We start from the raw sequence: 13,508 nt of genomic DNA, 5'->3' as shown, positions 1-13,508 counted from the left end.
TTCGTCATTTTACGGACAAACGTCCATGAACGCCGCTTCGGAAACATTGCCACTGAAATCGAAACTCGCATACGGCTTCGGATCCGTTGCCTATGGCATCAAGGACAACGGCTTCGCCACCTTCTTACTGTTCTACTATAATCAGGTTGTCGGACTGCGCGCCGATCTCGTCAGCCTGGCCATCGCGCTCGCTCTTATTGCCGACGCCTTTATCGATCCGGCGGTGGGACAGATGAGTGATCGCACCCGGACCAAGATTGGCCGACGCCACCCATGGCTATACGGCGCGGTCATTCCCATCGCCCTCATCTGGATCGCCCTCTGGCACCCCCCGGAACTCAGCGAATGGGGTACATTTGCCTATTTATTTGTCATCGCCATGGCCGTCCGCATGGCGTTTTCGACCTATGAAGTGCCAGCGCTGGCACTGTTGCCCGAATTGAGCCGGGATTATCATGACCGGACTGCCATCATGCGATACCGATTTCTTTTTGGCTGGGGCGGTGGCATTTTCGTGATGTTCCTGGCTTATGCCTTTTTCCTCACTCCCACCGCGGCATATGCAGATGGACAGCTCAATCCGGACGGGTACAGTATTTATGCACTTTTCGGAGCGTGCATCATGATCATTGCCGCGCTGTCATCCGCCATTGGCACCCACAAGAGGGTTGTCGGCCAGTATCGGCAAGCCACCGAATATCCGCAATCTGCCGAGAGCTTCGGAGAGATCCTGCAGGCTTTCCGCTACCGACCTTTTCTGCTCCTGATGTTCGCAGGCGTTTTTGCCTTTACCAACCAGTGGTTGATCTTCGCGCTCTCTATCTATCTGTTCACCCATGTTTGGGAGTTTACCCAAGCCAATTTCACCGCCTATTCGGTCTTGCTGCTTGTCGCTGCTATCGTGGCCTTTGTCATGGTCACCCCGATTTCGAAAAAGCTCGGCAAGGCACATGCCGCCGCCTGGCTGGCGCTCGTAACTCTCATGCTCGGTACGCTCCCCTACTGGCTGCGTTTTGTCGGCCTGTTTCCGGAACCCGAGGATCCAGTGATGGTGCCTATGCTATTCGCTTTCCTGATCAGTTCGACTGCTGCCGGAATCTCGGCGATGATTTTGACCATGTCGATGATCGCCGATGTTTCGGACCAATATGAGCATGATACCGGAAAGCGGACCGAGGGACTGTTCTCTTCCGGCATGTTTTTCATGCAAAAAGTCGTCAACGGACTAGGCATCCTGCTATCTGGATTGATCATCGCTCTCGTCGGCCTGCCACAGGGTGCCGCGAGTGGCACGGTCGATCCAGAAATCGTCGACAATCTGGCACTTTTCTATGTGGTTCTTGCCACAGTGATCGCGTTGATCGGGGCTTGGGCCTACACATTGTTTCCGCTGGGCGAAAAGGATCATGAAGAACGGATGTCTGCCCGCGCGGCGGAGTAGAATTTTTCCGAATTCGGACACGTTTCCCTGTGGCAAAGCCGTCGCGGCTCTGATAAGTTAATTGCATAGTTAAATCGAAAATCTTTCAAAAAAGGACATGAGCATGGATTTTGATCTCACGGAGAAGCAGGAATATTGGCGCAATCAGGTGCGTGAGCATATCGAGAATCATGTGCGTCCCCGCGTTGCTGATTATCAGGCTGAAGACGAATCCGGAGATCGCTGGAAAGTCCTTCAAGTCGTGGAAGAAGAAAAAGCCAAAGCGAAAGAAAAGGGCATTTGGAACCTATTTATGCCGCCCTCCAATCCGAACCTACCGCATATTGACGATACGTTTGAATTTGAAGGTCCTGGCCTGACAAACCTCGAATATGCGCTGTGCGCTGAAGAAATGGGCCGCGTCGGTTTTTCATCCGAAGTATTTAACTGCTCTGCACCGGATACCGGCAATATGGAAGTATTCCATCGCTATGGCACGCTGGAACAGAAAGAGCAGTATCTTCGTCCGTTGATGAATGGTGAGATTCGTTCAGCCTTTTTGATGACAGAACCGGCTGTGGCATCATCGGATGCAACCAATATTGAAACGGCGATCGTCCGAGACGGCGACGAATATGTCATCAACGGCCGCAAATGGTGGTCTTCCGGCCTTGGTGATCCGCGCTGCAAAATCGCGATTGTGATGGGCAAGACCAGTTTTGAAGGCAGCCGTTATACGCAACAATCCCAGATCCTGATGCCAACCGACGCGCCAGGCGTGAATATCATCCGCCATCTGCCCGTCTTCGGTTATGACGATGCGCCGCATGGCCATATGGAAGTCGAGATGAAAGATGTGCGTGTTCCAGCGTCCAATATCATTCTGGGCGAAGGACGCGGCTTTGAGATTGCGCAGGGCCGCCTTGGACCTGGTCGTATTCATCACTGCATGCGCACCATCGGTGTTGCGGAAGAAGCACTTGAGAAAATGGTTAAGCGTCTGCAATCGCGTATCGCCTTCGGCAAACGTATTTCCGAGCACAGCGTTTGGGATGAACGCGTTGCTCGGGCACGTATCGATATTGATATGAGCCGTCTTCTTTGCCTGAAAGCTGCAGATATGATGGACAAGGTCGGTAACAAATACGCAAAAGCGGAGATCGCAATGATCAAGGTTCAAGCCCCAACGATGGCGTTGAAAATCATTGATGATGCCATTCAGGCGCATGGCGGAGGCGGTGTCAGCAATGACTTCGGATTGGCCAGTGCTTATGCGCATCAACGCACCCTGCGTCTTGCGGACGGCCCCGATGAAGTTCACAACCGGACGATCGCGAAAATGGAATATGGCAAATATGCCGAAACCGCTGATGGCAGCAAAATGAAGGAAGAAATATCATCCGGCGACCTTGCCGTCACGCGATAAGAGAGGACCGATTAGATGAAAGCAGCAGTCCTGGTTGAAGCGGGAAAACCGCTCGAAATCGAAGATGTAACCATCTCCAAGCCGGGACCGCACGAAGTGCTGATCCGAACGGCCGCCTGCGGGTTGTGCCATTCGGATCTTCATTTCATTGATGGCAACTACCCGCATCCTCTGCCCGCCATACCGGGTCATGAAGCGGCTGGTATTGTCGAAGCAATTGGCAGTGAAGTGAGAACCGTTGCGGTCGGCGATGCCGTGGTTTCCTGCTTGTCTGCTTTTTGCGGCCATTGCGAATTCTGTGTTTCTGGCCGCATGTCACTCTGCCTTGGGGCCGATACACGGCGAGCGGAAGGCGAAGCGCCGCGTATTACACGCCCTGATGGTTCAACAGTTGCGCAAATGCTCAATCTATCAGCTTTTGCCGAGCAGATGCTGATACATGAGCATGCCTGTACGCGGATTGATCCCGACATGCCGCTTGATCGTGCCGCGGTTATTGGTTGCGCGGTTACGACCGGAGCAGGAACCATATTTAATGCCTGCGCTGTCACACCCGGAGAAACTGTTGCAGTAGTCGGCTGCGGCGGTGTCGGATTGGCAACGATTAACGCAGCCAAAATTGCTGGAGCAGGTCGTATCATTGCGGCCGACCCTGTTCCGGAAAAACGGGACCTCGCAATGAAGCTCGGAGCGACTGATACTGTTGACGCCATGGCTGATGACGCTGCAGAACAAATTTTGGACCTTACCAAGGGAGGCGTCGATCATGCAATCGAGGCAGTCGGGCGTCCGGCATCCGGCGAACTCGCAGTTGGCTCGCTAAAACGAGGCGGCACCGCAACAATACTCGGCATGATGCCCCTGGATCATCAAGTAGGCCTCAGCGCCATGGACTTGCTATCTGGCAAGAAATTGCAGGGCGTGCTCATGGGCGGAAACCGGTTTCCGGTGGATATTCCGCGCTTGGTCGATTTCTACCTGCGCGGCTTGCTGGATTTGGATAGTATCGTTGCGGAGACGATTCCGCTTGAGCAGATCAATGGCGGTTTTGAAAAAATGAAAAAGGGTGATGCGGCGCGCTCCGTCATTACTTTCAGCTAAATAGGAAGAGGGAACTTCCATGAATCCACAAGAAGACATGACCGGTACAATGGCAGTGCCGGATAAGGACAAGCTCGACGAGGCAAGCCTGGCCAAATGGATGGAAGCTAATGTCGAAGGCTTTATTGGTCCCATGACGATTACAAAGTTCAAGGGCGGCCAGTCTAATCCAACCTACAAAATTGAAACTCCCGGCACCGACTATGTCTTGCGCAAGAAGCCATTTGGCAAGTTATTGCCATCGGCTCACGCCGTTGACCGCGAGTTCAGAGTTATTGCCGGACTTCACCCGGCGGGCTTTCCCGTCGCAAAACCCTATGGCCTTTGCGAAGATGACGATGTCATTGGCACGATGTTCTATATCATGGGCATGGCTGACGGCCGGACACTTTGGGATGGCACACTGCCAGGCATGGAGCCAGATGAGCGACGGGCGATTTATCATGAGATGATCGATACGCTCGCCTTACTCCACAGCTATGATCCTGCCAATCTGGGCTTGGAAAAACATGGCAAGCCCGGAAATTACTGTGAACGTCAGATTTCTCGGTGGACACAGCAGTATAAATTATCCGAGCTCGAAACCATTCCGGAGATGGATCAGCTTATCGAATGGCTGACGAAGACCATACCGGAGCAGAAGAGCTTTGGCATTGTCCATGGCGATTACCGTCTCGACAATATGATCTTTGCTCATGACGAACCGAAAGTTATAGCAGTGCTTGATTGGGAGTTATCCACGCTAGGCGATCCGATTGCCGATTTTGCTTACTGGCTGATGGCTTATGAAATGGAGCCTGAGGGTCGCAGCGGTTTGAAGGGCGTTGATCTGGAAGCCCTTGGTATCCCGTCGCGGGAAGAAGCCATCGCCCGTTATTGTGAGAAATCCGGTATCGAGGATCTGCCGCCAATGGACTGGTATCTCGCTTATAACCTGTTCCGGATTGCTGCAATTTTGCAAGGCATCCAGAAGCGTGTAGTAGATGGTACGGCGAACAGTGCTGCCGCGGCCGAGATGTCTGACCGCGTAACACCCCTGGCCCAAGCCGGATGGGAAGCGGCAAAACGCGCTGGCGCCTAAAAACAAGCTAACAGGAGCACGAACATGGCGGATCTCCAGGATAAAGTGGCCATCATAACCGGCGCAGGCAGCGGTATTGGCAGGGCCTCGGCGCTGCTATTTGCCGAGCATGGTGCAAAAGTGATCGCCAGTGACGTGACAGATGCGGTGGAAGAAACTGCCAAGGGCTCGAATGGTGATATCATTGCCATCAAGGCCGACGCTGGATCGGAAGGCGATATTGAAATGCTTGTCGATGCGGCGGAGCAGAAATTTGGTGACCTGCACGTCTTTTTCGCCAATGCTGGCATAGGCGGCGGTTTTGAAGGCATTTTCGACAGCAGTGTCGCCGAATGGCAAGAGGTGCTGCGTGTCAATCTGATTGGACCGTTTCTGGCGGCGAAATATGCCGGAAAGGTCATTGCCGACAGTGGGCATGGCGGTTCCATCATCTGCACCGCCAGTGTCGCAGGTATCCGGTCTGGAGCGGGCGGCCCAGCTTACTCGGCGTCCAAGGCGGGTGTTATCAATCTTGTCAAAGTTGCCGCGCAACAATTTGCTACTGCCAATGTCCGCTGCAATGCCATTTGCCCCGGTATTACAGAGACCGGTATGACCCAGTTCATCTATGATAAAGCGCGGGAAAAAGGCAAAGAGGACCGGCTTGGTTACCTCAATCCGCTGCGCCGCGGAGCCAATCCGATCGAGATGGCCGAAGTTGCCCTGTTCCTGGCATCTGACCGGTCATCCTATGTCAATGGCCAGGCGATTGCCGTGGACGGGGGGCTGAGCGCTTCGCACCCGGTCACCCGTCAGGAATTTGGCCGTACTGCGGTTTAGCGCCTAGTTCGCAAAAGCCAGTTCACCATCACCCAGCTGGACAAAGTCCACGCGGCCATTTGTTGTCCCACACAGGAAAGTTGTTTGCGCTTTGCCGGACAGATTGCCTTCGACGCGCCAGCCGGCACCATCGCGGGCAACCGATTGAATTTGAGAAACACGGGCATCGTCCCCTGCCTGACGCTCGGCAGCGTTGGAGCAGACGTTGATGGCAGTATCCATCGAACCCGTCCCACGATCTCTGCTGCCATCTCTCCGACTGTCTGAGCGTCGATCGTCGCGGCGATCATCATAGCGCCGGTCGTCGTTGCGCCGATCATAACGATAGTCGCGATCCTCATAACGGCGATCCCGCTTGTTCTTCGAGGCCGCACTGGCAATTGCCGCAATGCCGCCGATGATCAAAACACCTGCGAGAACATCCCCGGCATCCACCCGGTTCCGATGCCGTCGATAACCCCGGCCATAGCCATAGCCGCGATACCCACGGTAACCGCGATATCCGCGCCAGCCTTCAGCCTTGTCGCTGTCGGCTGTCCACCCAAGTCTATCCATATCTATAAGAGTAGCGGGTGCCGGTGCAGGATTGACCGGTGCTGCCATCGCAGGCGCAAATCCGGTGAATACCAAGGCCGTCGATGCGACGGCGGCGGAAACTTTCTTATGAAAACGCATAACTCATACCCCCAAAGTTTTACCAGATTCTGTGCCCCAGACTCCAGTCATATACCACAAATAGTTGGTCCAGCCTGTCGCCAGGCTGAACCATATTCTTATATCCAGTAACCTTAGTAGCGATGCCTAAGGTCTTTCAGACGCACTCCGGACACCCGGCGGCCTTCAACGTAGCAGGTAAACTTGCCGCGGTCGTAACTCCGGCGATATCCGCGATAACCGTCTTTCACCACGAGCCGGCCCTTGATTTTATAGCCGTAGCGGGTCCGCTTCACATCACGGATTTGGGTCACATCAGCCCGGCCGTAATAGCTCGCCTTACGCTCGGCAGCCCGAACACATTTGTTCACGGCCCGGCGCGGTCTGATCCGCTTGCGATCACCATAACCATAACGGCCATCACGATAACGGCGGTCACGATAGCGACGGTCGCGATAGTCATCGTCATAGTAGCTGTTGCTATATTTATCCTTCTTGCCCGACGATAAAATCGCCGCCAGTCCGCCAAGCACGACAGCGCCTGCAATTACTTCTCCGGCGCTAATCCCATCCCGATCATAGTCTTTCGCCATCGCCGGGGTCGCTGAAACGGCCATCGCAGTTGCGGCAGCGGTTCCGACGATTGCTGTTTTAAGAGTATTCATCTCCACTTTCCTTCCAAACTACTCGAGAACCTTTTTCCGAGCTTGCAGAGCCTTGTTAGGAGATAGCGGTTGAGTGGAGACTGAACCTTATTGTCAGCAGTTGTTCAGGTTGAAGGTTAGTTTTATGAACAAAATATTTCCTGGTTTTCTGCCAAAAGTCACGAAGTTTACAAAGTGCACAGATCCCTATGGGTATTTGCGGTAAGTTGGATTCTGACGAAATCACAAAATTTTCTACGCCGATTCATCAAACATATGAAGTCGACTCCCAATCCAAGAACAGCTTCGAACGCTATCATGAACCGAGACATGCAGGACAGCCATCCGCCCTCCTAGCGACGATGGAAACAAAAAGGCCGGAAATATCTCTATCCCCGGCCCTTTTTTGAAATATTGAGCGCTTTAGAACCCCTTACGAACGGTCAAACCAAATGTTCTGGGCTGACCAACCCGGAAGCCAGTGCGAGCCCGCCCGCCACGTTCCCGGTCGAAGGATTGCAATGCGTTTACGTCGAACACATTGCGAACATAGAGGGTGATGTCCAGTTGGTTTTCCAACTTTACACCCGCGCTGAAATTAACCAGCTGATAGGACGGCAAAATCAAATCAGTGCTCAATGGTTCATTTCCGGTTGCGCCGCCAAATGGCAAACCGGAAGTCGTGGCTATACCGACGCCCAGCTCTTGGTCACCGGGCTGTGTAATCCGGTTGCCAACATGCTGGAATGTGCCTGTTACAAACGCTTCACCGATACTGATCGGCCAAGAATAGGTGGCATCGCCCGAAATCTGGAATTTGGGAACCGTAGGCAGACGATTTCCATCACGAACACCCTGAACCACCGCGCCTGTTGTATCCAGAAGCGTCTCGTCAAACTCTGATTCCAGAACGGAACCCGATATGCCAATGTCCAGTCCCTCAACCACTTCGCCGGAAAGTTCAAATTCCAGACCAAGCGTATGGGCATCAGCATTTACGGTAACGCGAGACGAACACGATCCTGCGTCAAGATTGGCTTGAAGATTGCTGATGTCGGTGTAGAAACCGGCAGCATTGAAAGTGAAACTGCCAAACTGCGCCTTCACGCCTGCTTCATAGTTCCAAGATTTCTCATCTTCAAATTCCTGGAACGGGCTAAATGTCGCTATATCGGTAGCATTACAGATACCAACATTGAGTGGGTCGTTCACCCCTCCCAGACGGAACCCCCGGGATGCTTGCGCATTGAGCGTCACATCGTCTGCAACTTCATAGCTCAGTAGAAAGCGGGGGGTAAATCCACTGGACGAGGTGTTCGCCGCAGCATTAGTGTCACCGTTGGCAAAAAAACCGCCACTAGTAATCACGCGATCTTCTGAAAAGTCGTAATAGCGACCACCGGCTGTAAGTGTAAGCTGGTCCGTCAAATCAAAGCTTGCTTCACCGAATAGCGCATATTGCTCAAAGTCAAAGGCAAGGTCAGAGTTAAACGGTGAATCTGCGCCAAAACCATTCGCCACCGCAGCAGATGTTCCAGCGCCCAAAACGGCATCAAGCGCGGCATCATAACCCGGCGTCGGAAGACGCTGAGCATAAACGCGACTGATATCCGAATAGAAGCCGCCAAAGACCCATTGAAAAGGACTGTCATTATTGGAAGCCAACCGAACTTCCTGTGTAAAGGTCTCCAGTTCCGTGTTGTCGCGAAGATTGGATGGGATCAACACCGCCGCATCACCCAGCGCCAGATCGACCGAAACCGATCCTGTGAGTGCGCTGGCATCCCGGCTGACCAATATTGATCGATCACTGTAACTGGATACGGATGTCAGCGTCACGCCTCCAAACTCGGCGTTGATGACGAGATCCGCAATCAAGGTTTCATCACGAAATTCTTCCCGTTGCAGCAAATATTGCTGGCGCTCCCCCAAGGTAATCGCCGGCCGGGTTGTAGTGAAGGGGTTGGCAAAGATGCTAAATCTTTCCTGACGATTGAAGCCGTCAGCCTTGATCTCCTGATACACGATCCTTGGTGTGATGGTTAAGTTTTCCAATGGCTTCAATGTCAGCGCTAAACGTCCGCCATAGCGTTCCCCGCTATTGACATCCTCGGTTACCGCGCCGCCTTCGCCCAATGCATCAATGAAACCGCCAAACTGCGTATAATAACCAACAGCGCGAATGGCCGCCTTGTCTTGGGATAAGGGAACATTCACTGCACCCTTGAGACTGTAACCAAGATCATCACCATCGACTAGCTGGACGTCTCCTTCTACAAGCCCCTCAACCTCATTCAGATTGGGTTGATTGGTTATATAACGAATAGTGCCGCCGATAGATCCAGAGCCAAACAGCGTTCCTTGCGGTCCGCGAAGCGTCTCAAGCCGATTGAGATCGAACAGATCGAGGTCAGGCGTAAACAGGGACAGTGAGATGACCGACTCATCCAGATATACACCGACCTGCTCTTTCACGCCCGGCTGGTCGCGGACAATCTGTCCCGCCGATACTCCGCGAATGGCGACCTGGCTTTGGCCGGGGCCGAGATTTTGGATGGAAAGCCCCGCAACGTTACGGGAAATATCCTCCAGCGTGGTCGCCCCGCTCTTTTGAATGTCCGCCGCTGTCTGCGCGTTTATCGAGAACGGAATATCTTGAAGATTGGCGTCGCGTTTTGTCGCCGTGACAATGATAATATTGTCATCCGCCTCTGCCGCTTCCTCAGCATCTTGAGCCAATGCAGGCTGTGATGCCATGGCAAAAGCCAACGCGGACAGACTTGCAAATTTTACTGATTTCATAGCTAAACCCTCTCAATATGTTCTGCTGCGATGACCATTATGGTCAAATTCACAACCGAGGCTCTGTGGCCTACAACCGCTTTAAAATGCGATTTTACATTAAGTGAAGGCCAAACTCGCGTTTTCACTAGTATTTTTGACAGGGGGTGTTTTTCTGTGTCGAATAGGTCACATATCGGACCTATTCATCCGATCTGGACAAAAAAAAGGGCCGGGATGTTTTCACATCACCGGCCATAAAGTTGTTGTTCTCAGGAGGAACAAGTGGAGGTGCCGACCTCAGTTTTGGGAGGAGATGGTCGGCACCAAACTGTTTAACCTTTGGCGAATTCCGGGTAAGCTTCGACACCGACTTCTGCGATATCCATACCCAGTCGCTCGTCTTCTTCTGAAGGACGAACACCAATGGTGAATTTCAAAATAGTCCAGACGATGGCGCTAAGCACGAAGGTGAAGGCACCGATCGACACCACGCCCAGAGCCTGTACGCCCAGTTGCTCGCCTACGCTCAGCGTAACACCGTCAACTTCTGACTGGGTGTTCCAGGCAACGATCAACGTGCCCCAGATACCGGCCAGGAGGTGGACAGGAATAGCGCCCACGACATCGTCAATTTTCAGCTTGTCGAGCAGTGGCACTGCGAACACTACAATCAGGCCGCCAACACTACCGATAAGGATCGAAGCTGGAACCGACGGGGTCAGTGGCTCCGCCGTAATCGAGACCAGGCCAGCCAGCGCGCCGTTCAGCGCCATGGTGACATCAATCTTCTTGTAGAGGATCTGCGTCAGGATAATCGCAGTCACCACGCCGCCAGCAGCAGCCATGTTGGTGTTCACGAAAATCTTGGACACATCACTGACATCGCCAACAGTGCCCATGGCAAGCTGTGACGCACCGTTGAAACCAAACCAGCCGAGCCACAGGATGAAAGTACCCAGTGTAGCAAGCGGAATATTGGAACCCGGCATCACCGTGAGCTTACCATTCACATAGCGTCCCAGACGAGGACCGATGATAAGCGCACCAGCCAAGGCCGCCCAGCCGCCGACAGAGTGGACCAGCGTTGATCCGGCAAAGTCACTGAAACCGCGCTGATCAAGCCAGCCTGTACCCCATTCCCAGCTACCGGTGATCGGATAGATAAAGCCGGTCAGTATCAAGACAAAGATCATGAAGGGCCAGAATTTTACGCGTTCTGCAATGGTGCCCGAAACGATCGAGGCTGTTGTCGCGCAGAATACCATCTGGAAGAACCAGTCCGATGCGACGGAGTAACCCGTTTCGACATCGGCCTCGCCCACGGCTTGCATGCCATAAGGGCCGAAAGTGCCGATCCAGCTCGTCACATCCGTGTACATCAGGTTATAACCTGTGACCCAGAACATGATCCCGGCAAGCGAATACAAACTGATATTTTTCAGGCACTGCATGGAGACATTTTTCGAGCGCACCAGCCCGGCCTCAAGCATCGCAAAGCCTGCGGCCATCCACATGACCAGAAAACCGCCGATCAAAAAGAGCAGCGTGTTGAAAATATAGGCGACATTGGCGCTCGGATCAGCCACTTCGGCTGCTTCCTGTGCCAACGCGGGCGATGCCATCCCCATGGCTACCAATCCCGCAGATAGTGTTAGAATTTTTCTCATTATATACGCTTCCCTGTCTAAATCTGGCCTGTCTAAATCTGGCCTGTCTAAATCTGGCCTGTTTAAATCGCGGTATCGCCGGTTTCGCCGGTGCGAATACGAACGGCATTTTCCAGCCCCATCACGAATATCTTTCCATCACCGATGGATTCAGTGCCCGCTGCGCTCTGGATGGCTTCTATCGCCTGCGCGGCTACGTCGCTGCCGCAAGCAATTTCCAGCTTCACTTTCGGAACCATGTTGGTGGTATATTCAGCCCCGCGATAAACCTCGGTCTGTCCTTTTTGACGGCCAAAGCCCTTTACTTCAGACACAGTCATGCCCGCGACGCCGACTTCCGTTAGCGCATCCCGCACATCATCGAGTTTGAATGGCTTTATTATGGCAACGATAAATTTCATTATGCCCCCTTTTTTGTTACGGAGGTCATAATCGCAAAGCGCGTGCCAGAATCACAAACCACTGGATTCAAACAGAAAACTGATTCTCGAACTCTGAAGAAAGTGTAAATATTGTGCAGCGCAGCAGCGCTGCCTAAATTTTGGGCACTGTATACTTGACAAAGCAGGGGTTTAGCAGCGTGAGTAACTCTTCCTTTGAATTACTGGTTGGCGGCCCAAATGGCCCCGCACCGCTCTTCGATAGAATTAGTGAGATTAATCAATTTCTTCACGACCTCAATATTCTGGAAGGGGGGCTCGGCGAAGACCAGTTCGATAGGTATGGAGAAGTTCAAATCGTCCTCAAAAGCCCCCTTTCTTGCAGTTGTGTGCATGGGGCCGAGTGTCGCGATGAATATATCATCTCCTTGGCCTGTGAATCTTATAGAACCAGGGCCGGTAAATCTTTGGCCAATCTCGGGAAACGCAAGGCTAATGATTGCGGGATTGAGTGTAACTGTCCTACCTGCGAGAATGAGGAGTTGGTGTTTGTCACGAACATCCAAGGTGTTGATTTCGTAGATACCGTGCTTCCCGTTAGGATGCGGCTCAGACTTTTCAATCTCGATCGCGACGTTTTTGGGAGCCCTCTTTATATGTCTACGACCCAACACCGATTGTTTGTTTTGAAGAGTGTAGATAGGGAATTGGATATCTTGTTTGCGAGCGACCAAAGGCTCCATGATGGACCAATAAACGTGGTCAAGGGCGGAGCGGAGGCAATGGATAGCGTCGCCCAAAACAAGCGGAATATCTCTTGGGACGGGTATCTCGGTTTTGATGGACAGGGTCAGCTTGCCAGTGCTTGGATCAAAGCGTCTGACGATTTTGAAAGGATTTTTCTGGAGATATTCGGCAATTTTCCCGTTAAGGTCGTTGATGTGTTGACGCGCTCGGGCTAGCTTTGCCGATGCGTTTGAGGGTAGTGACATGACAAACACCGATCAAAAGAAAAAAGAGGATGAGGTTCTAAAGCGGATGCTGAAAACACCGCCTAAGCCTCATAAAGAGAAAAAAGGGAGCAAGCTGGTGCCTGCTCCCGAAAAGTTAAAAGGGAAATGACCCCTGCGCTGGCGGTACATCAGGGAAGCGTTTCCCCTGCATGATCTCGCTAACGCGACCTTGATTGACGCCAAAAAGCGCGGCGACTTGATGCTGGTATAGGCCTTTGGTTTTTATGAGGTAGCGGACATGAGCCGCCATTTCGGAGGTTACTGGTTTACTGCTTTTACGTTTCATAGTTTGGTTCTTTCACCATAGAGTGGTGAGAACAGCCCTTGCAAAAGCGAAAATTAAATGTATTATTCCAGTTCTCACGCCGGAATGAAAATTCCACTTTTGGAGCTGGCGGACCGTTCTCGAAAACACTGCCAACTTCAACTATCAGGCCTTGTCCCTAGGGATGGGGCCTGATTCGTTTAAGTAACACAAAATTAACTATATTTCGAGTCATATGACGGCGAACCAAAGCT

13 protein-coding genes are annotated in these 13,508 nt (G+C 52.6%); 6 read left to right on the top strand and 7 right to left on the bottom strand.

Annotated elements, in window-relative coordinates; translation table 11 throughout:
• Window positions 1-25: 25 nt before the first annotated feature.
• The 5 genes from DK507_RS05635 to DK507_RS05615 all read left to right on the top strand — a co-directional run bounded on the left by DK507_RS05635 (window position 26) and on the right by DK507_RS05615 (window position 5,847).
• Window positions 26-1,441: an MFS transporter gene (locus DK507_RS05635; protein WP_109355383.1), complete on the top strand. Its 1,416-nt coding sequence runs from the start codon at window positions 26-28 to the stop codon at window positions 1,439-1,441.
• Window positions 1,442-1,544: 103 nt separating this feature from the next.
• Entirely contained in the window at window positions 1,545-2,846 is a 1,302-nt protein-coding gene (locus tag DK507_RS05630; protein WP_109355382.1) for an acyl-CoA dehydrogenase family protein, read from the top strand.
• A gap of 15 nt (window positions 2,847-2,861) precedes the next feature.
• A complete protein-coding gene (locus tag DK507_RS05625; RefSeq protein ID WP_109355381.1) occupies window positions 2,862-3,947 on the top strand; it encodes a Zn-dependent alcohol dehydrogenase in 1,086 nt (361 codons plus the stop codon).
• A 19-nt stretch (window positions 3,948-3,966) separates the two neighbouring features.
• Window positions 3,967-5,028, top strand: a complete 1,062-nt coding sequence (locus tag DK507_RS05620) for a phosphotransferase family protein (protein WP_254054267.1) — start codon at window positions 3,967-3,969, stop codon at window positions 5,026-5,028.
• Window positions 5,029-5,052: 24 nt separating this feature from the next.
• A complete protein-coding gene (locus DK507_RS05615) occupies window positions 5,053-5,847 on the top strand; it encodes an SDR family NAD(P)-dependent oxidoreductase (RefSeq protein ID WP_109355380.1) in 795 nt (264 codons plus the stop codon).
• 3 nt (window positions 5,848-5,850) lie between these two features.
• Here DK507_RS05615 and DK507_RS17945 read toward each other — a convergent pair whose 3' ends face one another.
• The 6 genes from DK507_RS17945 to DK507_RS05585 form a co-directional block, all read right to left on the bottom strand.
• Window positions 5,851-6,522 carry a hypothetical protein gene (locus DK507_RS17945; RefSeq protein WP_216822336.1) on the bottom strand — a complete coding sequence of 224 codons (672 nt, stop codon included), beginning with the start codon at window positions 6,520-6,522 and terminating at the stop codon, window positions 5,851-5,853.
• Between the two features lie 113 nt (window positions 6,523-6,635).
• Window positions 6,636-7,166: a hypothetical protein gene (locus DK507_RS05605; RefSeq protein ID WP_109355379.1), complete on the bottom strand. Its 531-nt coding sequence runs from the start codon at window positions 7,164-7,166 to the stop codon at window positions 6,636-6,638.
• Between the two features lie 402 nt (window positions 7,167-7,568).
• Window positions 7,569-9,947 (bottom strand): TonB-dependent receptor, encoded by a 2,379-nt coding sequence (locus tag DK507_RS05600; RefSeq protein WP_109355378.1) that lies wholly within the window; start codon window positions 9,945-9,947, stop codon window positions 7,569-7,571.
• 314 nt (window positions 9,948-10,261) lie between these two features.
• Complete coding sequence (locus DK507_RS05595) at window positions 10,262-11,596, bottom strand: ammonium transporter (protein ID WP_109355377.1); 1,335 nt, start codon at window positions 11,594-11,596, stop codon at window positions 10,262-10,264.
• Between the two features lie 62 nt (window positions 11,597-11,658).
• Complete coding sequence (locus DK507_RS05590) at window positions 11,659-11,997, bottom strand: P-II family nitrogen regulator (protein ID WP_109355376.1); 339 nt, start codon at window positions 11,995-11,997, stop codon at window positions 11,659-11,661.
• Between the two features lie 200 nt (window positions 11,998-12,197).
• Entirely contained in the window at window positions 12,198-12,968 is a 771-nt protein-coding gene (locus DK507_RS05585) for a hypothetical protein (protein ID WP_162558907.1), read from the bottom strand.
• On the opposite strand from DK507_RS05585, the gene DK507_RS18160 reads away from it, so the two are divergent.
• On the top strand, window positions 12,967-13,098 hold the full coding sequence (locus DK507_RS18160; protein ID WP_301950664.1) for a hypothetical protein: 132 nt from the start codon (window positions 12,967-12,969) through the stop codon (window positions 13,096-13,098). The genes DK507_RS05585 and DK507_RS18160 overlap by 2 nt on opposite strands.
• On the opposite strand, the gene DK507_RS17785 is transcribed toward DK507_RS18160, so the two are convergent.
• Complete coding sequence (locus DK507_RS17785; RefSeq protein ID WP_162558906.1) at window positions 13,084-13,275, bottom strand: XRE family transcriptional regulator; 192 nt, start codon at window positions 13,273-13,275, stop codon at window positions 13,084-13,086. The two genes, DK507_RS18160 and DK507_RS17785, sit on opposite strands and share 15 nt — an antisense overlap.
• Between the last annotated feature and the right edge of the window lie 233 nt (window positions 13,276-13,508).

The sequence above is a fragment of the Sphingorhabdus sp. EL138 genome (assembly GCF_900258045.1).
In the GTDB taxonomy this organism is placed as follows: Bacteria; Pseudomonadota; Alphaproteobacteria; order Sphingomonadales; family Sphingomonadaceae; genus Parasphingorhabdus.
Note: the sequence above shows the minus strand (reverse complement) of the source record. Positions and strands in the feature narration are given on the sequence as shown.